Here is a 22376-nt window from a genome sequence, read left to right as displayed (position 1 = left end):
TGGATCACGGGAATCTTTTATGTAAATATTTTCGCATTCCGCGAAAACAATCAGCACTCGGCCTTTCCGACATAGGCTAAAAGCATCCTGCCCCTTTATTGTTTAGTCTCTATCATGCTTATTGCCGTGACCTTTGTTCCCATGATCATTACCTCGGCCATTGTCCCGATTGTCATACCCGCGATCAGAGTGTCTTTCCTGATAACGCGGAACATACTCGCGCTCGTACCAGTCATCACGCACAAATAAGACCCGCTCGCCGCAAGCGCGGTATTCGTGACAGTGCTTCTTCCAGTTTTTGGCATGCCCAGGCGGAACACGCAGATAGAGTGGCGGGCGATGCATCGGTACCCCCCGTTCGATAATAATTGCTTCTCTATAAATCAACCTTGGTTGCGGATAATCACCGATCTCGATTCTGCCGTAGAATCCAGGCTGACCGACGGTAACCGAAACACCGACATCGGCAGCGAGTGCCGATAGCGTAAAAGCAACAGCGGCAATTATCGCTGATAGGAGAAAACGTTTCATTGTGACCCCTTTTTTCTGTAATTGCATTACTATAACATAAGTTTACCTTATTTGATAGCCACTATTTTAAACTAAAAAAACGTTCAATGTCTAATTCAATTTTCGGGGCGGCGGTGGTTGCTTTTTCGATGTAGAGGGTCTTGAAAAACGGATCGAGCATCCCTGAAGCCGCGCGACCGATTCAGGCCAAGAGACCAGAATTGTCCTGTATAGTGCCATAACCGCCTTTTCATCGCAAAACCTCAATATGCGAGATTTTCCACTCCGGCAATTAATGTTTCACCACGCATGCGCTCCAACATGTCAGCGACCACCTCAATATCATTGTCGAAGGAGCCATGAGCGAGTTTGATTGTTCCTGATCCGGTGTAAACATCTTCACGCTGTTTGGTGTGAAGACGTAAAGAAATTCCTGCCGTAAGACTCGACCATTTCGTCAAAGCCGCCTCGATACCGGGATCTTCCGACCACTGATCTTGTGGTGCGGCGGCGGTATTCCAGGCCCACTCCATACCAAGGAGTGGCATTTTGTGCCGGGACTCCAGAGCACGGCTGATCAGATATAGCAAAGATTTGCCGTAAGGTCCAACGGTGTCAGCCCGCTCACGTTCATCATCCATGATGTCAATGTGGATGTTGTCGGGACTGAGTTGTTTGTTTTGAAGTGCCGAACCATAATGCTGGTTGGCAAAGCCGATAGTGCAAGCGGGGGCAAACAGTGTCAGCGTGCTGACAGCCAAACTCTTATCCATCAACGACAACAGGTGCCCAAGGACGATGGCACCGGCTGAGTGCCCCGCAAGATGTATCTCCAGGTTTTTTACCTTTTGTTTGAGTGAAAGAAGATGTGCCGCCAGCAGTTCCAGACCTGCACCAGGTTCGGCCGCAGATGCAGCATTCTGCTTCATTTCAGACCACATGGGTTTGACCAGAAGATTTTCGCAAGCAACCTCAATGGAACGGTCACGCATTTCAGCCGTTGCCTCTTTGATCTTCTCTATAATCCCCTCCTGCCGCATCTGTGATGAACCGCTGAATATCTTGCGTATCGAATCGTCAAGGATACCACTTATACTTTCCATCGGCCCAGTCTTCCAGGTGATAAACAATGGAAAGATACCATTCTCTCGGAAGTAAGGAGCCATCATGCGTATACGCATGATGGAATCATTTTCGCTATTGAGGCCGCCGTGAACGTAAATGGCCAACTTCCGTGGTCGCGTCATGGGCTGCTCGTTCAACCAGGCTTGTGGCCAATTGACGCAGACCTCTTCAGCAGCGGCATAAGCATTCTCTGCGCTCACGATGCGGTGTATGGGTACGCCATTGTTGCCTAACACGAGCGTATGCCGGTAGGCTTCATTTTCGGTCAACGGATGGACATTTTGATTATTGTAATGGAAACCGGCTCCCGGTTCTTTGCTTTTGTGAGCCAATCCCGACTTGAACACCGCTGAATCACGAAGTGAGCGGGTACTAAACGTTATTGGCGCAGAAGACATGCACATGGGTGCCCCCATGACCGCGACCCAGGAGTCGTTGCCGTTACGAATCCAGTCCTCATACGTTAAAAGGGCAAAACCATGATAACCCCACTCCCGTCCCCAAGAATTCTGCACGATGAAACCCTCTTCCGTATAGCCGACAATGGCAAAGGCATGGCCTCCAATATTCACGGGATCGTATTGAATTGTCTGAAGTCGATCGTGTTTATCGAGATACCAACCACTATGTACATTAGCCGAGCAGTAGACAGCGCCAACTTCGTAGATGGCAGCTTGCAAATCATTGATACTGCATTTATCGATCCGGTAGTAGGCACCAAGCGGACGGCTCGCCGCATCTTGTTCCCAATGGGCTTTCGGTGACACAAAGACAATCTCGCCTGCATGGTTGCGATATGGCCATAATCGGTCCGTACATACACCGTGACGATGCCAGCCTTTCATCCCTCCACGACAGCTGGAGCCTACGTAGTCTTCGCCGGCCCACTCGTCGTAAAGCTGCGCCAAATGATAGAGCATACGGGGACTGACAATGTTCAGGTTTCGTACATCGAAGTCGTTGTTCCTCCACTGCAGATAATTGATCACTGCTGCCAGGCCGAAACCGGTACAAGCCCCCTCCTCACCCTGGTCCAATACGAAGTGTTTGGCATAGATGGGCAAGTGACTCTCAATGCTCTCAATATCTGGATAACGTGCTGGCAGGGAAACGAGCTTGGGTTGGTAGACACGATCCTGCAGGTCGATCCGGTCAGGGCGTGCATCGAAAGTACGGTTGTTATACGTGAGTGTAGACATGGTAAAACTCCTTTTTAGAAGTCGACAGGAGTGGACTCACAATCCTCCCTCCGGCGCATAGCATCTGTTTATTCCAAAATGTCCGAATACAAACCTATCCATCAGGATCAAACAAAACAGTACATATTCAGTATTCTTATACTTTATTCATTAAAACATTATAATTAAACATAATTAGTTTTTTGTTATTTAATAAAATCGGCAGAAGGAAAAAGAGCGGAAAAGAGAAAAAAAGGGGAATATTGCTTCTGGGTAAGATGAGCTAAAAACGTTTCTCGTTCCCAAGCTCCAGCTTGGGAGTGTATTACATCGGTTTGCATTCCCAACGTAGACGTTGGGAACGAGGGAAACGAGCGCTTTGTTATACAAGTTCTTTCTCCGCAGTAGTAAGGAAAACTAAAGTCGATGCCGTCATATGAAGCATATAAGCGACCAAATAATCAGGCACTACAGTTGGAGTTGATCCTTGACCATGCCCACTCAATTTATTTCTACCTGTAGGAACACTACTTTCTAGTAAGCTACGCAATGAACTCAATTGTTGTTGCCAGAACTGAGGAACAAGCCCATAATCAAAACAAATTTGAATAAGTACTTTTGCCGTGGAGTTTGGTTGATATGGCCATTTACGTTTATCGCAAATGCCTTTCATAGTACTTTCAAAAGATTTCAGACAATCATTCAATGATTCTTTATGTTTGCCATGTCTATAGTGTTCATAAGCACTCAAGAATTCTTGCTGAGCCCCCTTATAATTTTTCTCATTTAATAGTCGGAGAGCTGGCTTCACTGCCTCTATATGAATTAATTCAGAATCTACCCTTACAATTTCACCTTCTAAAAACTGAAAACCAATTCCTTGTTCCTTAAAACGCGAATTGAGTTCATTTATTGCATTATCAGCGCATTCTGAAGCATTATTGCGTTCAAGGTAACGATAATTACGAGTTAATTTATCTATGTATTTGAAGCTTAACTCAACAATATCTAATTGCTTTTCAACTTCTTCTACTTGAAGCAAATAATTAGCTAATTCATCAAGATACATTCGATCGTTATATTTATCTGCCGTCGGTAATTTAAAAAGACCGTATTCTCGACATAAGGTATCAACAATAAATTTATATGCGGATTTTACTCCTTCTCCATGTCTGTAAGTATTATAGTAATCATGATTATTTCCTAGTGCATCTGTCCATATGTGAACAATTTGAACTCTTAGAGTATTTGGCAAATCATCATATCTGTATACATCAGGCACTTCACCCCTAATTGCCTTTTGACGTTTAGAAAATAGATTAAATATAGCCATAGATTTTCAATATTCCTTCATTTGTATAACATTTAAAACGAGTAATCAAGAAGATGTTGCATTGTAAGTCCAAGCAATCATTTAGGTAAAAGTACTTTTACACGCATGTGCTCAGTTGTTACATCACGAAGCATTCTTTCAACTTCATTTTTCCAAAGTTCTACCATTTTACGTATACCGACATCATGTGAACTAATATAGACTCCGGCGTGGCTTTCAATTTCACCATAGACAAGACGTTTAATAGATAATGCTGATTTATAAAATTCTGCACAACTATGAGAAAATGCTTCAAAACGAGAATCTTCTTTAAGAAAAAGCAATATTGGACTTGATTCTTCGATAGACCAATAGTCAAGTTTCATAAAATCCATTTGTTGCTCCATGATCTCATTTTCAGCAGCATCTCGACCTTTAACTTCCCACTTCTCCACAGCATTATCAAATGTAACAACAAGAATTTCAGCCCACTTTCGACAATTTTCTACCAATTCATCTGAAAGATTTTTTCGTTGGTTAAAAATATCGTTATCACGATCAATGTGACGTTTCAATATCGAATATAGAGTTGATATTCCAGGTATTGCCATGTTTTTTCCTTTTGTAACTATATTATTCCAAAAATGTACCTTTTTAGCTAATTCCAAACAGATCATCGGACAATTAGAATACCTGAATATCAATACCTATCTATCAAAATTAAACAAAAAGACATATTTTCAAAGATTTTACTATTAAGTGAAAAAGTTTGCAAGGGGAAAGGAGTGGTTTTCCGTTCGCCCTGAGCTTGTCGAAGGGCATCCGATTCATGGTTCGACAAGCTCACCACGAACGGATATAGTTAGAGGCGAACGACTTTCGCCCCAAATCCTCCCATATGAGCAGGCGCATCGGCGAAACTCTTGACACTCGGGTGTGCTTTGAGAAACTCTTTGACGGCGTAGGCCAGTTTCCCCGTCCCGATCCCGTGATAGATAATCACCTCATCAAATCCCTGCAACAGTGCATCGGAGAGAAATTTATCCATCCGCTCGCACGCCTCCTCGCCCCGTAATCCATGAAGATCAAGTTTGAGACCACTTTTTTGGTCGATCTGAGAGGTGACGGTGACCTTCGGCTTTTTCGGGAGGTTGCCGCTCGGTTTTAGATCGGTGAGTTTGACCCGCAAACGCATCCCCTCCACTTCGATCATCGCATCTTTGGCTCCGATGCTCACGACACTCCCGCGCTGAGTACGGTATTTCACCGTCTGCCCTACTTCGTACTTTATCGGTTCGGGTTCGGCGATCTTGATCGGCTCAGGTTTTGGCAACTTGGCTTGTGCTTTGTTGAGTTGTCGGTGGATCGCCGCCATATCCATCCCCTTTGCCGCCTCTTTCGCTTCGCGGATCGCTTCATCGTAACCTGTTCGGAGTTTCGCTTTTTCGGCATCGAGTTCTACGCGTAAGTGTTCACGTGCCTCTTTAAGTGCGCTCTCTTGGGTTTTGAGGGATTCGAGCCGTTCATCCACCTCGCGGTTCTTACGCTTCAGCTCACGTTCTAACTCACTCCCCCGCTCGATCAGGACGCTCAGTTTTTCGTGGTTTTCACCGTAGAGCAATTTCGCACGGGTGATGATGGCAGGGTTGATTCCGTAACGGGTGGCGGTCTCGAACGCGTAGCTCTTTCCGATCACCCCTTGTAAAAACTCATAGGTCGGCAAACGGCGCTCTTCATCGTACAATGCCGCCATCAGCTCTACATCGTCCCGATCCGCCATCAATGCGGCGAGCCGTTTGTGGTGGGTGGTGACGATGATCTTCTGACCCCGTTTGATCAGTTCATCGAGGACGATGGCGAAAAGTGCCGCTGCTTCGTCACTGTCGGTTCCAAGTTCGATCTCATCCACCCCGACCAGAGCGCTTTTATGCTCGAACAGATGGCTAAACTGTACCATCCGCCCCGCAAAGGTGGAGATGTCGTTGCTGACGCTTTGGGGATCGTCGATCACCGCTTCGATCCGTTTGAAACTCCCGATCCGTGATTTGTGAGGATTGATCTTCATCGGGATAAGATATTTCGCCATCAAAGCCGCCGAGAGGAGCGATTTGAGGAGCATCGTTTTACCCCCCGCATTGACCCCCGTAATCATCAGGAGATTGGAGCGAAAATCGACGCTGATCGGTTTAGGTTTGTGTATGGCGGGGTGGGAGAACTCTTCGAGGACAATATCACCGTTATTTTGAGGTTTGAGGATCGCGAAATCGCGGGAACGGGCAAACAATACCCGCGCTTGATAGTGGTCGTACCGATCGAACTCACGATCACAAAATCCGATAAAAGGGACGAGGTTGGAGAGCTTTGCGCTGAACCGCTTCGCGTACTCATAGAGCTTGCTCTCCCGCTCCTGCAACACATAACGGAGCTGTTCTTTGGAGCGAAGTACCGAATCGGGGGCAACATAGAAAAACCCCGCTCCTGTCCGTCCGACGACGGAGCCTTTGAGGACATGGTTGAACCCGCCGCGCACCAAAAGGGTCTCTTCGTCGTTGATATAGTGGATTTGGGTATCGACGAGGTAGGGGGTGAGTTTTTGGGTATGAAAGAGCCGTTTAATTTGCTCGTTAATCTCCGTTTTAATCGCTTTGATCCGCTGAACAATTTTATGGAGCTCCTCATCACGCGACTCGATAAAGTTCCCCTCATAATCGAAATACTCATCGATCTCGTTAAACGGCTCAGGGATGATGATCGTCCCCATCCATTCGCCGATAAGGCCTCCGAACTCGTGGTTACGCATCAATCTAAAGTAGCGGACGACTTTGAGGAGTTCATGGATCTCTTCGAACCGTAAAACCCCCTGCTTTTTGAGGTGGTTGATGATGCTCTCAAACCCGACACTCTTCGGCGGGGCTTTAAACTCTAACGCATCGAGAGCTTGGATATAGCGGTAATGGCGTTCTTGATCTCCCTGCATTGCAATGTTTTGCTCACGGGAGAAAAAATGCTCCAGCGAAGCAATATGAGGGAGAAGATCAAGCTTGCCGAAAAGCTCGGCTAGGTTAGAAGAGAGAGAACTCATTGACACTCACGTGCATTGATAATTTGCTGATAATGTTTACTTCCGCGATTGCCGACAAAACTTTGAGTCCCTACACTGTACCCGAACGTTGAGTTGTTCACCTCAATCCCTCGACATACCAGCGTTTCACCCTGCTGATATTTAAGCTCGACTTCGCTTACTTTTGCACGGTCACGATCCATCGATACGTTATACATTATGGCCGCAGTAATAATCAATGTTACTACGAGAGAAATAATCCCTTTTTGTTTTCCGCTAAGCTCCGTAAAATAGTGCAACAACGCAAATACAAGGGCGACGATCCCGAACCATACTAGATAACCCATAATTTACTTGGTTCCCCGTAGTTGATAGGTCAAATCCCCTGCCCCGAATCCGACAATAAGATCGTGATCATAGGTTTGAACCACGGTATCACCGATAATCGATTCGATGGTATCCCCTGCACGGTGAAGTTTATCACTCATCGTAAGGTTATAGTGTCCGAAACGTCCTGTGAAATCGATCTCACGCACCTCTTCGCTCGCCGCCCATACGGGGAGGATAACGAGTTCGGCACACCCTTCGAAACACGCTACAAATGCATCGAGATTATCGATGGTACGAGAGTATTTGTGCGGCTGCCAGATAGCGATAATCCGTTTGAAACCTTTGAGTTCCGCATAGATTTTAAGTGATTCCATCGTCGCTTTGATCTCGGTCGGATGGTGGGCGTAATCGTCGATGATAACACGGTCAGAGCCTTTAAAAATGACGTCAAACCGTTTCTTGATCCCTTTAAAATGGAGGATATTTGCACGGATCGCCGCAAGACTCATCGTCTGAGCCGCCGCCAAAATCGCCAAACTCGCATCCATCGCGATGTGTTCACCGAATCCCCACACTTCGAACTCTCCCATATTTTTGAGGGTGAAATGGGTGTAAGGTTCATCATCGAGTAGGATATAACGGATATTGGTAATATCCTGACTCGGATAGAGACGGATCGCATCATACGTCAATGTCGACATAAAAGGGTCTTCCGCATTGATAATACGAATGGGTGCCATCTCAACAAAACGGCTGTAGGCGTTATGAAATTCATCGATGTTGTAATGGTAATACTCCATGTGCTCCGGCTCAGCATTGGTGACGATGGAACAATACGGGTTTGAGTTCAGAAAACTTCCATCAGACTCATCCGCTTCGAACAGCATCACGTCCGTACTTCCGTCATAGCGGACGTTGGAGCCGAAATCTTTGGACTCCGCACCGATGATCGCACTTCCGCTCATGATCGACGCCAAAATCGCCGTCGTCGTACTTTTACCGTGTGCACCGCACACCGCGTACACTTTTTTCTCTTTGAGGATACGAAGCAGCGCATCACGGCGGTGAAGCACTTCGATTCCTCTGTTTTTGGCTTCAACTACTTCAACATTCGTGTCACGAATGATCGCTGAATGGATCACCAGATCACACCCTTGCGGGATATTGGCCGCATCGTGTCCGATGAAAACTTTGATCCCGCGATCAAGGAGACGCTGCGTGATATGGGTTGCTTTCATATCCGAACCGCTCACCTCATGACCGCTGAAACGCATGTATTTGGCCAGACCCGAAATCCCGATCCCGCCGATCCCGATAAAATGGATTTTCATGCGCCGATCTCCTTTTTAAAAAAACTGATATAAAATTTCCCACCATCCTGCGTTGCGGCCATATCGACATACTCATCAATAAAATCATCAAACGGAATTTGTGCATCGCAGAGCGCACGGTGGACGCTCATCGCCGCACCGAATGCCTCATCGTTGCTGATCCCGCCAAGCACTTCAAAAAGCGCACTGGCATCGGTTACAGATCCCGCACTGTAATGCTCGATCGCGTATTCGTACAAGGCTCGAAGCGTCGCGAAATCCTGTACTTCGCTCATATCGAGTTTTTCGAGATTCTCCAGCGCATTGGTGAGACGCTCCAGTGCAAGATCGAGGATATTGGCGTAATAGGCCATCAACGTATCTTCATCAAAACTCTCATGGGCTTTGGATTCAAGAACGTACAACGAGGCGATATCCCCCTCACTCTGTGCTTGGAAAATTTTATCTTTTAACTGATTCATGAGAGTGCCTCCTTCAGGCGATTAAGTGCTTGGATCGTACGAACCGTCTCTTCGACGAGGGCGATGCGGATATAGCCGATGCCGGGATTTTCCCCTGATGCATCATTGCGTGCCAAGAACTCTCCCGGCAACACTTTCACGTTATAGTCGCGATAGAGTCTTTGGGTAAATTCGAGAGCATTAGGTACTTTGAGCCAAACGTAAAAGGTCGCATCGGACGTTTCAATGCCCAGAATCTCCTGCGCCGCTTTGAAATTCTCCGCATAGACAGCACGTGTCCGTTCGACATGGTACTCATTCGCCCACGCCATCGCCGCTGCCGCTTGTAACGGCAAAGGTGAAGCACATCCGACATAGGTACGATACTGCGCGTACCCTTTTAAAATTTCTGCGTCTCCGGCGATAAACCCGCTGCGAAGCCCCGGTGCTGACGAGCGTTTGGAGATCGAGTTGATGACAAGGACATTTTTAAACGACGTATTCCCCACATAAACCGAGGCTTCGAGAAGCGACGGCACTTTTTGATCCGTGTAAATCTCGCTGTAGCACTCGTCGTTGATGAGGCAGAAATTATGTTTGAGGGCAAGTTTCACCCATTCTCCTAACTCATCAAGCGATAATACCGATGCCGTCGGATTGTTCGGGAAATTCAATATGACCAAATCACACTCAGAAAGTTCCGCTTCGTTGATGATCGGTTTAAACCCGTTTTGCTCGGTCAAATTGAGGTGAATCACTTTCGATCGAGAAGCGATTGCCGCACCCTCGTAAATCTGATAAAACGGATTAGTATACGCCATGACGGGGCTTTGTTTATCGAATAGATAATATTGGGGAAAATTAAAGAGCACTTCCCGCGTCCCAAACGAACTCACCAACTCATCAACTTTCAGCTTCACCCCGAAACGGCGTTCGACGAAACCGCGCATGGAGTCGTTCAGATACGCTTCCCCTGCCGTTTTCGGATAGCGGCGCAGCTCTTCGGAATGTTTGGCGATTGATTTTTGAATAAAGGCGGGGGTTTCGAACTGCGGTTCACCGATGGTCAAAGCGATCGGTGAATAGGCAGAATTGGGAGTTATCCCTTCTAATAAAGCGGAGAGTTTTTCAAATGGGTACGGTTCAAAATGCAAAGGACGGTCTTTGTAATGGAATTTAATGGATATATTATAGCGTCCCAAGGCTGTATTTAAATTATATCATGAAGGAATGTGACACGATGAGTGCCATTCCCTCACTATGTTTTGTAGGCTGGCAAAGGTTCCGGTTTTCCGAAAAAATATCCTTGTGAATAATCGATTCCCAGTTCTTTAACTTTATCCGCAATGGGTTCAGAAGAAACAAATTCGGCGATTGTTTTGGCACCGATTTTCTGGGAAAACTCAATAATGGTTTGAACTACTATAGCATGACGCTGCTCATGATCTATGTTCCGGATTAAAGAGCCGTCTATTTTGATGTAATCTACATTGAGCATCAAAATATTTTCGAAACTGGAATATCCTGATCCGAAATCGTCAATTGCAATTTTTGCCCCTTCATTTTGCATCTTTTGAATAAACAAAGAGACTTCCTTGTAGTTTTCTATCCCCTCTGATTCCAAAATTTCAAATACGATCCGATTTGCAGTATCCGTTCTTCGGATAGTGTCCAAAATAAAATCTACCGTATCCGACGATAAAATATCGCGAGCAGATAAATTGACTGAAAATCCTTCGGGTCGTAGACGAAAGGTTTCGCATGCCTGTCGGATAACTTCTTTTGTGATTTCAGTATAAAGTTTTGTCTTTTGAGCAACCATCAAAAAATCACCGGGAAGGAGTATCGTTCCATCTTCCATCACCATGCGTACTAACGTTTCGTATTTTTTTATTTTTCCCGAGGCCGCTTCGACAATCGGCTGATAATAGCATATGATTCGTGAGGAAAGTAAAGCTTGGCGTATTGCTTGAGAAAGAGAGAGATAGTGTTTTGCTTTTTGTTCGGTAGAGTATTCTTTTTTGTAAACAACAATGGATTGTTCTGTTTGTTTAGCGAGGTGCAACGCAATGTCTGCTTGCCCAAGAAGATCTTTTTGTCCGATCGCAATTCCTACGGTAACATTCAGATTTAGAGTCTCTCCATCAATGATATATACTTTCTCATGAAGCGCTTGAACCATTGAACGAAAATCTGCTTCTATCTGGTCGCCTTCATCCGTAACAGCTTTAAATATGACAAATTCATCACCGTTAAGGCGATAGACTTTTAACCTAAAACTTTGAAGTTCCTTCGCAAATTCTCGAAGAATCTTGTCGCCGATCGCAATACCAAAAAAATCATTTACCTCTTTGAAATCATCTATATTGACAATAGCAATTCCTTTAAACCCATCAATCATAAGGTCTTGCTGTAATTGCATTCGGTTCGGTAGTTCTGTTAGAGGATCAATGAGTGCTTGACTGAGTATTTGGGCACTTTTTTCATCCACAAGCCTTTCGAGATTTTTATTCATATAACGAAGCTGGTGCGTTGCCTTATCGACCAATAGACGCAGCCTTCGATTGGTTTTATAAAAATGTGCCCGATACAGAAGCAAGAGCGGCAATAAAGCAAAAAACAAAACTATGCTTTTAATCGCTTCACTAATGATCGTCTCTCTAGCTCTAACCTCCATTGCCTTATTGTCTATATCGACACCCATCAGATATCGCATTCCTGATTTTGTGGTGTAGGGGACAAAAATACTTCGAAAACTCCCCCATTCATCCGTATCATTATCAAGGTCATAGACAATATTCCCACTTTCCAATGCGGTGATCATTTTAGGATAGTACTCATACGAATCAAAATAACGGGTGAGCTTCTCACCGGTAAGAAGTTCCTTTTCCAAGGCACTGCTGGAAGTAAATCGGAGAGTATCGTTCGCATCTAAAATAATGGTGTAGATATATTTAACGTGAGCCTCTTGGGCAAAATTTGAAAGGGCAAGGATATTTTTCATATCTTCCCTTTCGGAAACAACTTTTCCGGATTTGATTTGATTGTGAAAGTCATCTCCAACAATATGACGTGCAAGTTGTGCTGCGGTTAAAAGCTTTTCGTTACAATCTTTGTCGATTTTTTCAATTTCTCTATAATATTGAGAAAAACCTATAATGACAACCCACACTAAAAAAAAAGAGATAGCCAATGTAATTTTGATCTTTAATTTTGTAGTGTATTTCATCAATACTCTTTCTCCAACAAATCAACAATATGAATAAATGAATAATATTTTCTTGCTTTCATTTAAACGCATAGTATCATAACTTTTTATAAGATATATTTGTAAAATAGTTGAGAAGCTATTCCTTCTACGTAAAGCGATGAGTTTTTCAAATGGATAGCGTTCACAATGCGATGAACGGTCTTTGTAATGGAATTTGTTGTTATATTATAGCGTGACGGGGCTGTAATTTATTTTATCTCTATCGGCACACGCAGTGTGTCGACATAACGTGCCATCTTCTCACCCATTGCCAATCCGAATAAAGCAACAAGACTGATTGTAATTAAATTCAATAATGCAATAGAAATAAAAAAAGTGAAATTTTCTGTTCTATTACCTAGTACGAAATAAGTCGTATACACTGGAAAAAATCCCCCTAATGTTATCAAACGCCATAATAAAAAACGATACTCCCTTTTTAGATATCCCAAAACCAAACTAAACGGGAATTCAACAATAAAAGCACCGATCAGTGTACTAAGATTGACAGAAAACAAAAGTATCGCAAATTTTCCCCAATACGAAGGGTGATTAATCTGAATCCATTCTTTGATAAAAGATGAAAAAAATCCAAATTGAGGGCTCATCGAGATTGCTAAAAAACCAACTCCAATCGAGGCAACGGTAAGCATCAACTGATACTGCCAAGGAATTCCTTTTGCCTTTTCGCTCGATGTTTTTAACTCACGATCAAACCACTCTGCCGATCGTTTTAAAAAAGGAATTACCATAAGAACAAGGGACAGAATACTACTCAAGATTAAATACAGATTTTCTCGAAATTCACTTGTATTGCTTAAATTCAACAAAGCATACAGAGCAAGAAAAAATGTCAATAAAAAAAATGGCATCATGAGCACCAAAAACAAATTTCTTGCCCAGTTACGTCCTTGCCAGATACCGAAGATCGATATCGAAATGATCAAAAAATATATGAAAGCCCACGTCTGAGTTGTATCCGTCAAAAAGGAAATCAGTTTGATCCCGAATAGGACTCCAAAAATAATCACGAAAACTTTAATTGTCCACGGTCTTTTTAACTCTATATTTTTTTCCATCAAATTCTCATTATTTAGTTATTTTTTAATATTTAACACCAAATATTGTAGCAAAATTTATTCTGATTTTCCGAACGTTCACCCTGAGCCTGTCGAAGGGAAATTTCTTCATGGTTCGACAAGCTCACCACGAACGGAACTTTAAAAATTTTCAATCAACCTTGAACACTCTTCCAAAATTATTTCCGGAGCGGATTTAGCAATATCAATGTATTGCGCAAAAGGCTCGACTATCTCTGTTTCATAGACATATTTTTCCCTATTTAATCCATTGATAGCACTTTGAAGTATTTTGATATTTTCAATACTTACCGCACCTTTTTCTACAATAGAAGCCAATATATTTGGATCTTTTGAAAGGGCTACCGCTATGTCGATAATATCCCTTGTTTTATTTTGAGCATTTCGAAAAACGATTTTTTTTGCAATGATGTCGGAGATGCTTTCAACGTAAAGGTTGATAGGGAAAAGTTCCAGCGATGAATCGATCAAAGGAGGCTCGATAAAATCTGCCGAGACGAGAATATCAACTTTGATATTATTGTTAGATAAAAGACCGACATGGTGTGCTTGATCGATATATTCACTGCTATTAAAGTGGCGTGATTCCTCGATCCATGTTTTCGGACTTAGATAGTTCAAAACCTGCTGATCGGTAGCGAACAAATCGATATCAAAACTTTTACGGTGTTGAAAATAGTAAATAGCAAGCGCCGTTCCCCCTCCAAAACGTAAAAGAGAACTATTTTGATTCGGCAGATACCCGAATCGCTCTTCGATCAGCCATCTAAATGCGTTAATCTGCTCTCCGTAATGCTCTCGAATAAAATCAAGCTTATCCATTTAAAATCTTACTGAGACTTTTTTTCGGAATGCGATAGTAAGTTGCAAATGCAATAATCTCTTCGTGAGTGGCTTCAGTTTTGATCACATCGAGCGCGTATTTTTCAACCGATGTTTCAGGTTTATCCCCTACAAGAAGCTTTTTTATATCTGAGGCTTTGAGGTGTTTTTTAACATTTCCGATGGAGCAGTTCACTGTCGCCAAAAGCATCTTAGGTGCTTGCTTCTTTGTTGCATCTTTTATGAACCCTAATGCAACCTCTTTTGGCATTGCAGTGAGCATCGCCGCAAGATTTTTCTTTTCAGGATTTTTTTTCCAATCATGCAACGTTGAAGGAGGTACGCCGAGCAATAACGCGATCTCTTTGGTTTTCATGATGGTCTCCTTTTTGATATTTAACAAATTATACGAATATCGGATAAAAATGTCAAATATTTAGGACATCAATACTGTACTACTTCTTTTTTATCTTTGCTCATCCGATCTTCGGTTCCATCCACCATTCTCTCAAAGTCTTTAATGGTATGTTTGCTCACCACCATATAGCGCCCCAATGCCATCACATGATCACCCGAAGAGGCGTGTTGTCGATCGATCGTAAATGCCGCCGCGTATCCCGATTTTTTCGCATCGACAAGAAGCGCATCATCGTAAATACCGAACACCCATGCGAGGTATTTGATCTCATGTCCCATTTTCTCTTCGAGTTTTTTCTTCGATCCGTTTAGCTGTTTATCAACCGATTTAGCGTACTCCTCTGGAGATAGTGTTTTCTTCTCTTTTTTGAAATTCGGGTGCCAATAAGTATGAGATTCGACGTGAAAGAGTTTCGTTGTTTCCAAATCACGGAGTTGTTCCCATGTCATCGCATATTTAGCGTTCGAGATCGCACTCGGATAGATGAACAGTGTGACAGGTATTTTGTATTTTTTAACGATCGGAGCCATATCGCTGTAGACGCTTTTGTGCCCGTCATCGACGGTGATAACAACCGATTTGGCAGGAATTGTTTTCACTTTACCGTTTACATACCCCATTGCCGTATCAAGAGGGATAACGCTATAGCCGTGTATTTTAAGCCACTCCATCTGCTCTGTAAACGCAGAATTTTTGATCGTCATTGAATCAACTGCTTCGGGAGCGAAACGGTGATAACACAAAACAGGAACTTTTCTATCAATCGCCGCACCCAACAATGGTCCCATCAAGATAAAAATAAGTAAAACAAATCGAACCATATTTTTCCAAACCCTTTTTAAATAAAAATCGGCGGATTATAGCGCATATCATTAGCTTAAGCATTAATATTATTAACAAATTCCCCTTGACTTTCAACACCTAAATAAAATAGAATTCGTTTAATTAGTTGCATATTCAACTATTTAGGAGTTTATATGAATCGATGTGAATGCCCGACACAAGAATCGTTAGGGTGTCTTACCAACCTCTCCGCAATGGCGGCACGTAACTATCTCACCCGTCAGCTCTCTTTGCATGGAATCGATATGACGATTGAGCAATTCAAAGTAATGGTCGTTTTGTGGAAAGAAGGGACTTCAACACAACAAAACATCGCGGATTTCGTCGGAAAAGATAAAACCTCTATCACACGTCTGATTGCAGGATTGGAAAAACGTTCACTTATTGGACGTGCTACTGACGAAAACGATAAACGATGCAATCTTGTCACCCTCACCCCCCAGGGAATTGCCCTCGAAAAACCGACAATGGAAGTGTTGCAACAAGCTAATGAATCTTTGCAAAAACACTTTAATCCCGAAGAACTTGCTATTACTCTGCGTGTTTTAAAACAAATGTGCCTCTCTCTAAATTACACCTCAAAGGAATCCGAATGAATCGTTTAACTACTATTGCTTTATCAAGCGCCCTCATCCTCGCTATGAGCGGATGCGAACGTCCCAAAGCCAAAGGGATGGAAAAACCGCCGGAGGGTCCTGTTCCTGTGACGACAACCGAAGTCAAAACGGGTCATTTCCCGGCAGTTCTCCGAGCAACAGGTCAAACGCAAGCCTTTAATACCGTACAAGTTTTCGCCCGCGTAAACGGATACCTCCAAAAACGCTCCTACACTGAGGGTTCAGCCCTCAACAAAGGAGAAACATTATTTGTTATCGATCCATCGGATTTAAAAAATTCTCTTGAAAGTGCCAAAGCCGCGTATGAACTTGCATCCGCCAACTACACCAATGCCAAAGCTGTCTTAAACCGTATCAAACCTCTTGCCGAAGCCAATGCCGCAAGCCGACAGGAGCTCGACACCGCAACCGCCAATGAACGAAACAGTGCCGCTGCCGTTATGGCGGCAAAAGCATCACTGGAACAAGCCAAACTGAACCTCAGCTATACCGTGATCAAAGCTCCTATCAGCGGATTTGTCGATAAATCCAAAATCGATGTCGGTACCTACGTTGCGGCCGGAGCCAACGGACTGCTCACAACAATCTATCAGACTGACCCGATGTACGTCAATTTTACCTTTAGCGAAAACGAAAAACTTACCCGACAAAATGCGATTGCATCAGGTAAACTCACCGCTCCGAAAGACGGAAAATACCTCGTTGAACTCACCCTAAGCGATGGAACGACATTAGCGCGCAAAGGGGAGATCAATTTTATCGCACCGTTCGTCGATTCGACCACCGGAAATATCACCTATCGTGCGCTTATCGATAACAGCGACCATAAACTCCTCCCAGGACAGTTTGTCCAAGTCAAAGTCAAAGGGATGGAATGGAAAAATGCCCTCTACGTTCCTCAAAAAACACTGCTCACAGGCGAAAAAGGGAAATTCGTCTACGCCATCGAAGCTAACAATACCGTTACCCCTAAACCCGTCGTAGTAGGAGAATGGGTCGGTGAAAATATCCTGATCGAGAGCGGTGTCAATGCCGGTGATAAAATTGCCGCAGATGCCCTGCCTAAACTCAAACCGGGAGCGGAAGTCATTCCGAATTCAAAATAATGTTTAGTAAATACTTTATTAACCGCCCTATTTTATCAACTGTTATCGCGATGATTATTATGCTGCTCGGATTTGTAGCGATTAAAACGCTCCCGATCTCGCAGTTGCCGAATCTCACCCCGCCTACCGTTGTCGTCAGCGCACAGTATCCGGGTGCCGATGCCCAAACCATCGCGAACAATATCCTCACCCCTCTCGAATCTCAGATCTCGGGAGCGGATGGCCTCATGTATATGTCGTCCAAAGCGGCAGCCCTACCGGGAAGTGCAACGATTACGTGTACATTCAACATCGGGGTCAATCAAGATTTAGCAGCAGTTGATGTTCAAAACCGAATCAACTCCGTTATCGCGCAACTTCCTCAAACAACCCGTGATTTAGGTGTCACCGTCCAGAAAAAAACCTCCGATATTTTGCTAATCGTGGCCATTACCTCTCCCGATGGAAGCTACGATGCGACAGGGATCAGTAACTACATCTCCGCCAATCTCCTCGACGAAATCAAAAAAATCCCCGGTGCGGGGAGAAGCCAAATTTTCGGTCAACGCGACTATGCGATGCGTGTCTGGCTGAATCCTGACCGTATGGCATCACTGGGTGTCAGCACCTCTGAAATCGCTGCGGCGATCAGAGATCAGAATCTCCAAGTCTCACCGGGACGTTTAGGACAAGCACCGACGACTGATGAGCAAATGTGGACGATGCAACTCACTTCAAAAGGGCGTTTCTCGACTCCCGAAGAGTTCCAAAACATCATTATCCGTTCCAAAAATGATGGTTCTATGATCCGTTTACGTGATGTTGCACGGGTTGAACTCGGCAGCCAAAACTACGAATTTTTCGGACGGGTCAACGGTAAACCGGCGGCCATGATCGGTATTTTTGCCGATACCAATGCCAACGCCCTCGATACTTCCGCCGCCGTTGCCGCTAAAATGGAAAAACTCGCTAAAAAATTCCCGAAAGGGATTGAATATAACATCCCCTATGACACCACCGATTTCGTCAAAATTTCAATCGAAGAGGTTGCTTTTACCCTCCTCGCATCCATAATATTGGTTAGTTTGGTTATTTACCTCTTTTTACAAAGTTTCCGTGCCGCTATGATCCCGATTCTCTCGATCCCGATCTCGCTCACGGGTGCTTTTATCGGTATGTATCTGTTAGGCTATTCGATCAACACCCTCACCCTCTTCGGATTGGTTCTCGCCATAGGGATTGTCGTCGATGATGCCATTGTCGTTATTGAAAATATGGAGCGGATTCTTCAAAGTGAAAAACTTTCCCCACGAGAAGCGGCTACAAAAGCTATGGCTCAAATTTCCGGTCCCGTTATCGCCATCGTTCTGGTCATGTGTGCCGTCTTTATCCCTGCTACCTTTTTAGGGGGTATGACGGGACAGCTGTACAAGCAATTTGCCGCAACTATTGCAATCTCAGTCGTATTCTCAGGATTTATGGCACTCACTTTTGCACCGGCTATCGGTGCTCTGATTTTAAAACATCATGAGAAAGAACCGGCTCGCTTTTTCCGCTGGTTTAACCGTAAATTTGCGAATATGACTGAAAACTATGTTCGCCGATCCGGTTTTATGATTCGTAAATCGTTGATCTTTTTGGTGATTTATCTCTCCACCTATTTCTTTATCGGATTTTTTCACAAAACACTCCCAAGCGCTTTTTTACCGATGGAAGATCAGGGGTACTTTATCACCAGCGTCAACCTTCCCGAAGGTGCCACTGCTAACCGTACTTTGGAGGTCGTTAAACAAGTGGAAGCTATTCTTGGCAAACAAGAAGGGGTCTACAAATACACCGCAATTACCGGTTTGAATATCCTCACGTTCTCCCAAGAACCGAATTCCGCCGTTATTTTTACCCGACTCAAATCATGGGATAAGCGAACCACAAAAGAGCTCAAAGTATTCGGTATTCTGGACTCTTTAGGACCGAAACTGGGCAGTATCAAAGAAGCAAAAGTATTTGCAATGCCTCCGCCGCCGATTCGTGGTATGGGGCCATCGGATATGTTTAGCCTACGCTTATTGCAACCGGGCGATAACGATTTTAATAAGCTTGCCAATACGACCAATGCGTTCGTTTCTGATTTGCGTCAAGATCCGAGCATCAAGAACCCGATGACAACAATGAACATTACTACCCCGACACTATCCATTGAAGTGGATCGTGAAAAAGCCAAAATGATGGGACTTGCCATCAGCGATATTTTCCAAACACTCCAAGCAACCATCGGAACGATGTACATCAATCAATTCGATAAAAACGGTAAAACCTATTGGGTACAGATGCAAGCCGATTCACCCTATCGTGCCAAGCCCGAGGATATCGGACGTGCATGGGTTCGATCATCAAGCGGTCAACTCGTTCCTCTCTCTTCCGTTGTTACGGCCAAAATGTCCAGTGCACCCTCTTCGATCGAGCACTTTAACGGTGTCCTCTGTACCACAGTCATGGGCTCCCCTTCTCCGGGATACAGTTCAGGCGACTTGATCAAAATTTTAGAAGCAAAAGGGGACAGCATACTGCCCTCCTCTGTAAGTTACGACTGGGAGGGGTTATATCTCCAAGAAAAACTCGTCGGTTCCAAAGCACTCATGATTATGGCTTTTGCCTTGGTGATGGTCTATTTGATTCTCTCAGCATTGTATGAACGCTGGACATTGCCGATCTCTATTATGCTCGCCGTACCCTATGGTATTATGGGGGCGTACACCGTTGTATGGCTGATTCCGTTCTTGAATAACAACGTTTTCTTCCAGATTGGGTTGCTCACCCTCATCGCCCTCTCGGCAAAAAATGCGATTCTGGTCGTCGAATTTGCCGAAGAACAGCGCCAAATGGGTAAAACTATTTACGATTCAGCCATGGAAGCGGCTCGTCTTCGTTACCGTCCGATGATGATGACCTCTTTTGCCTTTTTAGCCGGGATGCTGCCGCTGATCTTCAGTTCAGGTGCCGGAGCGGCAGGGCGTTTCTCGATTGGAGTAGCCATGTTCGGCGGTATGCTGGCGGCAACGTTTATCGAACGGTACTTTATTCCGTTCCTCTATTATTGGGTTGCAACAGCACAAGAAAAATTTTCACCTGCCAAAGGAGCCGATCATGAATAACACATCATTAAGTCTTAGCATTCTGACTGCCTTTCTACTGGGAGGATGCGCCATCGGGCCCGATTACGTTCGTCCCAATGTGGCTGTACCGGAAAACTTTTTAGATCAGGATAAAAATAAGACGGTCCAACAAAGTATAAATATCCAATGGTGGAAAAGCTTTCAAGACGAATCACTTAACCATGCCATCGAAGAGGCCCTTCGTACAAACTACGACCTGCAATCTTCCCAGGCTTCCGTTGATGCACTTCTGGGTAAATTCGATCAGGCAAAATCGTATCTCTACCCCCAAATCAATGCAAACGGTTCATTGGACCGAAAAGCAGTTGATAATGCCTCTAACGGAGGTTATCAGCTACGTGAGGGGATTACATCAACGTATGCCGGATCGTTATCACTCGCAAGTTACGAAATTGATCTGTTTGGAAAAGTGCGTCGTGCGAATGAGTCTGCTCGTGCAGCACTCCTCTCCAGTGAATATGCATCCCAGACACTCCAACTCTCCGTAGTATCCAATGTGGCGGCATCGTATATCAAACTCTCGTCCTTACAAGGGCAGATTGATTTAGCGAAAGAGAACCTTATGCTCACCGATGAAATTGTTAAACTCAATGAGCTCAAATACAAACACGGTGTTATTGCCGAGCCGGTTTTGTTACAATCATTATCCGAGCATGAGAGTGCCAAAGCGACACTCTCACAGCTTGAAGCTTCTAAAATTACCGAAGAGTCCTCTTATAATCTCCTTTTAGGACGAAATCCGACCTCCGTTAGCACTTCTGTGTTAGGCACCATTACCATTCCTGAAATACCTGCAAACTTGAGTGCAAATCTTTTAAATAAACGCCCAGACATTGCAGCGGCAGAACAAAATTTGATTGCAGCAAATGCACGAATCGGTGTTGCGCGAGCCGCTTACTTTCCGAGTATAAAGCTAACAGGGATGTTAGGAGTACAAAGTTTGGAACTGAGCAGTTTTGTCTCCAACCCGGCACGAATATGGGAAATCGCTCCAGCCATCAGCATCCCTATCTTCTCGGCAGGACGGATTGAGGGTGAGATTAAAAGTGCGGAAGCCGATCGGAATCAAAGCCTAGCTGCGTATAAAAAAAGTATTATCAGTGCATTTAATGACACCGATAATGCCCTAGGACAAACCGTCAAAGCAAAAGAGCAAATCACCTATCAAACTGCACGATCCAATGCAATTCAAAAAGCTCTCATGCAAAGTAAACTGCGCTATCAAGTCGGCACAATTACCTACAGCGATATGCTTCTTGTACAACAACAATGGCTTCAAGCGTCTCAACAGCTGCTGATTACAAAACAAAATCTTCTGATTGCCACTATTTCACTTTACAAAGCATTAGGAGGGGGATGGAGTGAAGATCAAACTCCTCCATTGCCAAACCTTCTCCCAGCAGGACGATAACTTCTATAACACTGCTATTACACACTGCAAATAGCAGTGTTATTCTTCCTCTTTAAATGCCTTGTAATAGACAATCATTAGTAAACAAATCAAAAAATCAAAAAAACAATTTTATGTTATAAGCATTTTTTACTAAATTTTTGTAAATTTGATAAAATTGCAATCTCTTGGAAAGCCCTATAATAGGCGTTTTCAAAAAATATTTCAAAATAAATCGAAAAATGCTTGACAAGTATGGGGGGAGTAGTGGTATACTTCCGCCATATTTTTTTAAGGAGCCTTACCATGATGAAAATCATTTCTGCGTTGCTTTTGGCTGCAATGTTTATCGGATGCAGCGAGTCTGCAACAACTGAAGCACCTGCTGCTA

19 protein-coding genes are annotated in these 22376 nt (G+C 44.1%); 4 read left to right on the top strand and 15 right to left on the bottom strand.

Annotated elements, in window-relative coordinates; genetic code table 11:
• Positions 1 to 102: 102 nt before the first annotated feature.
• From A3G19_RS07675 to A3G19_RS07610, 14 genes are all read right to left on the bottom strand, one after another.
• Complete coding sequence (locus A3G19_RS07675; protein WP_294871728.1) at positions 103 to 558, bottom strand: hypothetical protein; 456 nt, start codon at positions 556 to 558, stop codon at positions 103 to 105.
• Positions 559 to 773: 215 nt separating this feature from the next.
• Positions 774 to 2834, bottom strand: a complete 2061-nt coding sequence (locus A3G19_RS07670) for a C1 family peptidase (protein WP_294871727.1) — start codon at positions 2832 to 2834, stop codon at positions 774 to 776.
• Between the two features lie 361 nt (positions 2835 to 3195).
• Positions 3196 to 4146, bottom strand: coding sequence for an STM4504/CBY_0614 family protein (locus A3G19_RS07665; RefSeq protein WP_294871725.1), 951 nt, complete (start codon positions 4144 to 4146; stop codon positions 3196 to 3198).
• Between the two features lie 77 nt (positions 4147 to 4223).
• Positions 4224 to 4736, bottom strand: coding sequence for a hypothetical protein (locus tag A3G19_RS07660; RefSeq protein ID WP_294871723.1), 513 nt, complete (start codon positions 4734 to 4736; stop codon positions 4224 to 4226).
• A gap of 251 nt (positions 4737 to 4987) precedes the next feature.
• Entirely contained in the window at positions 4988 to 7207 is a 2220-nt protein-coding gene (locus A3G19_RS07655) for an endonuclease MutS2 (protein ID WP_294871720.1), read from the bottom strand.
• On the bottom strand, positions 7204 to 7533 hold the full coding sequence (locus tag A3G19_RS07650) for a hypothetical protein (protein ID WP_015654043.1): 330 nt from the start codon (positions 7531 to 7533) through the stop codon (positions 7204 to 7206). Before A3G19_RS07650 ends, A3G19_RS07655 begins: the two co-directional genes overlap by 4 nt.
• Positions 7534 to 7536: 3 nt before the next feature.
• On the bottom strand, positions 7537 to 8847 hold the full coding sequence (gene murC, locus A3G19_RS07645) for a UDP-N-acetylmuramate--L-alanine ligase (RefSeq protein WP_294871718.1): 1311 nt from the start codon (positions 8845 to 8847) through the stop codon (positions 7537 to 7539).
• Positions 8844 to 9308, bottom strand: coding sequence for a hypothetical protein (locus A3G19_RS07640; protein WP_294871715.1), 465 nt, complete (start codon positions 9306 to 9308; stop codon positions 8844 to 8846). Before A3G19_RS07640 ends, murC begins: the two co-directional genes overlap by 4 nt.
• On the bottom strand, positions 9305 to 10441 hold the full coding sequence (locus A3G19_RS07635; RefSeq protein ID WP_294871712.1) for a succinyldiaminopimelate transaminase: 1137 nt from the start codon (positions 10439 to 10441) through the stop codon (positions 9305 to 9307). The genes A3G19_RS07640 and A3G19_RS07635 overlap by 4 nt, the downstream gene beginning before the upstream one ends.
• A 104-nt stretch (positions 10442 to 10545) precedes the next feature.
• Positions 10546 to 12516 carry a bifunctional diguanylate cyclase/phosphodiesterase gene (locus A3G19_RS07630; protein ID WP_294871709.1) on the bottom strand — a complete coding sequence of 657 codons (1971 nt, stop codon included), beginning with the start codon at positions 12514 to 12516 and terminating at the stop codon, positions 10546 to 10548.
• A gap of 230 nt (positions 12517 to 12746) precedes the next feature.
• The gene (locus A3G19_RS07625) at positions 12747 to 13616 is read right to left on the bottom strand and encodes a hypothetical protein (protein WP_294871706.1); all 870 of its coding nucleotides are present in this window, start codon (positions 13614 to 13616) and stop codon (positions 12747 to 12749) included.
• Positions 13617 to 13757: 141 nt separating this feature from the next.
• A complete protein-coding gene (locus A3G19_RS07620) occupies positions 13758 to 14459 on the bottom strand; it encodes a nucleotidyl transferase AbiEii/AbiGii toxin family protein (protein WP_015654049.1) in 702 nt (233 codons plus the stop codon).
• Complete coding sequence (locus A3G19_RS07615) at positions 14452 to 14835, bottom strand: helix-turn-helix domain-containing protein (protein ID WP_015654050.1); 384 nt, start codon at positions 14833 to 14835, stop codon at positions 14452 to 14454. Before A3G19_RS07615 ends, A3G19_RS07620 begins: the two co-directional genes overlap by 8 nt.
• Before the next feature lie 68 nt (positions 14836 to 14903).
• Positions 14904 to 15698, bottom strand: coding sequence for a polysaccharide deacetylase family protein (locus tag A3G19_RS07610; protein WP_294871704.1), 795 nt, complete (start codon positions 15696 to 15698; stop codon positions 14904 to 14906).
• A 156-nt stretch (positions 15699 to 15854) separates the two neighbouring features.
• On the opposite strand from A3G19_RS07610, the gene A3G19_RS07605 reads away from it, so the two are divergent.
• From A3G19_RS07605 to A3G19_RS07590, 4 genes are read left to right on the top strand one after another with little or no spacing between them, the layout of a single operon-like run.
• Entirely contained in the window at positions 15855 to 16316 is a 462-nt protein-coding gene (locus tag A3G19_RS07605) for a MarR family winged helix-turn-helix transcriptional regulator (protein ID WP_015654052.1), read from the top strand.
• Positions 16313 to 17443 carry an efflux RND transporter periplasmic adaptor subunit gene (locus A3G19_RS07600; RefSeq protein ID WP_015654053.1) on the top strand — a complete coding sequence of 377 codons (1131 nt, stop codon included), beginning with the start codon at positions 16313 to 16315 and terminating at the stop codon, positions 17441 to 17443. The genes A3G19_RS07605 and A3G19_RS07600 overlap by 4 nt, the downstream gene beginning before the upstream one ends.
• The gene (locus A3G19_RS07595) at positions 17443 to 20574 is read left to right on the top strand and encodes a multidrug efflux RND transporter permease subunit (RefSeq protein ID WP_294871701.1); all 3132 of its coding nucleotides are present in this window, start codon (positions 17443 to 17445) and stop codon (positions 20572 to 20574) included. The genes A3G19_RS07600 and A3G19_RS07595 overlap by 1 nt, the downstream gene beginning before the upstream one ends.
• The gene (locus tag A3G19_RS07590) at positions 20567 to 22006 is read left to right on the top strand and encodes an efflux transporter outer membrane subunit (protein WP_294871698.1); all 1440 of its coding nucleotides are present in this window, start codon (positions 20567 to 20569) and stop codon (positions 22004 to 22006) included. The genes A3G19_RS07595 and A3G19_RS07590 overlap by 8 nt, the downstream gene beginning before the upstream one ends.
• A gap of 116 nt (positions 22007 to 22122) precedes the next feature.
• Here A3G19_RS07590 and A3G19_RS07585 read toward each other — a convergent pair.
• Positions 22123 to 22376, bottom strand: a 254-nt coding sequence (locus tag A3G19_RS07585) for a hypothetical protein (RefSeq protein ID WP_294871695.1), incomplete at its 5' end; no start/stop codon positions are given.

Origin of the sequence: Sulfuricurvum sp. RIFCSPLOWO2_12_FULL_43_24 (assembly GCF_001829605.1) — a bacterium.
Classification (GTDB): Bacteria; Campylobacterota; Campylobacteria; order Campylobacterales; family Sulfurimonadaceae; genus Sulfuricurvum.
Note: the sequence above shows the minus strand (reverse complement) of the source record. Positions and strands in the feature narration are given on the sequence as shown.

What these genes read in the sequence shown, in the direction of transcription:
- A3G19_RS07595 (WP_294871701.1), top strand. Translation starts at nt 17,443, where the DNA reads ATGTTTAGTAAATACTTTATTAACCGCCCTATTTTATCAACTGTTATC.
- A3G19_RS07615 (WP_015654050.1), bottom strand. Translation starts at nt 14,835, where the DNA reads ATGAAAACCAAAGAGATCGCGTTATTGCTCGGCGTACCTCCTTCAACG.
- A3G19_RS07625 (WP_294871706.1), bottom strand. Translation starts at nt 13,616, where the DNA reads ATGGAAAAAAATATAGAGTTAAAAAGACCGTGGACAATTAAAGTTTTC.
- A3G19_RS07610 (WP_294871704.1), bottom strand. Translation starts at nt 15,698, where the DNA reads ATGGTTCGATTTGTTTTACTTATTTTTATCTTGATGGGACCATTGTTG.
- A3G19_RS07675 (WP_294871728.1), bottom strand. Translation starts at nt 558, where the DNA reads ATGCAATTACAGAAAAAAGGGGTCACAATGAAACGTTTTCTCCTATCA.
- A3G19_RS07590 (WP_294871698.1), top strand. Translation starts at nt 20,567, where the DNA reads ATGAATAACACATCATTAAGTCTTAGCATTCTGACTGCCTTTCTACTG.
- A3G19_RS07605 (WP_015654052.1), top strand. Translation starts at nt 15,855, where the DNA reads ATGAATCGATGTGAATGCCCGACACAAGAATCGTTAGGGTGTCTTACC.
- A3G19_RS07665 (WP_294871725.1), bottom strand. Translation starts at nt 4,146, where the DNA reads ATGGCTATATTTAATCTATTTTCTAAACGTCAAAAGGCAATTAGGGGT.
- A3G19_RS07630 (WP_294871709.1), bottom strand. Translation starts at nt 12,516, where the DNA reads ATGAAATACACTACAAAATTAAAGATCAAAATTACATTGGCTATCTCT.
- A3G19_RS07620 (WP_015654049.1), bottom strand. Translation starts at nt 14,459, where the DNA reads ATGGATAAGCTTGATTTTATTCGAGAGCATTACGGAGAGCAGATTAAC.
- murC (WP_294871718.1), bottom strand. Translation starts at nt 8,847, where the DNA reads ATGAAAATCCATTTTATCGGGATCGGCGGGATCGGGATTTCGGGTCTG.
- A3G19_RS07670 (WP_294871727.1), bottom strand. Translation starts at nt 2,834, where the DNA reads ATGTCTACACTCACGTATAACAACCGTACTTTCGATGCACGCCCTGAC.
- A3G19_RS07655 (WP_294871720.1), bottom strand. Translation starts at nt 7,207, where the DNA reads ATGAGTTCTCTCTCTTCTAACCTAGCCGAGCTTTTCGGCAAGCTTGAT.
- A3G19_RS07650 (WP_015654043.1), bottom strand. Translation starts at nt 7,533, where the DNA reads ATGGGTTATCTAGTATGGTTCGGGATCGTCGCCCTTGTATTTGCGTTG.
- A3G19_RS07640 (WP_294871715.1), bottom strand. Translation starts at nt 9,308, where the DNA reads ATGAATCAGTTAAAAGATAAAATTTTCCAAGCACAGAGTGAGGGGGAT.
- A3G19_RS07600 (WP_015654053.1), top strand. Translation starts at nt 16,313, where the DNA reads ATGAATCGTTTAACTACTATTGCTTTATCAAGCGCCCTCATCCTCGCT.
- A3G19_RS07660 (WP_294871723.1), bottom strand. Translation starts at nt 4,736, where the DNA reads ATGGCAATACCTGGAATATCAACTCTATATTCGATATTGAAACGTCAC.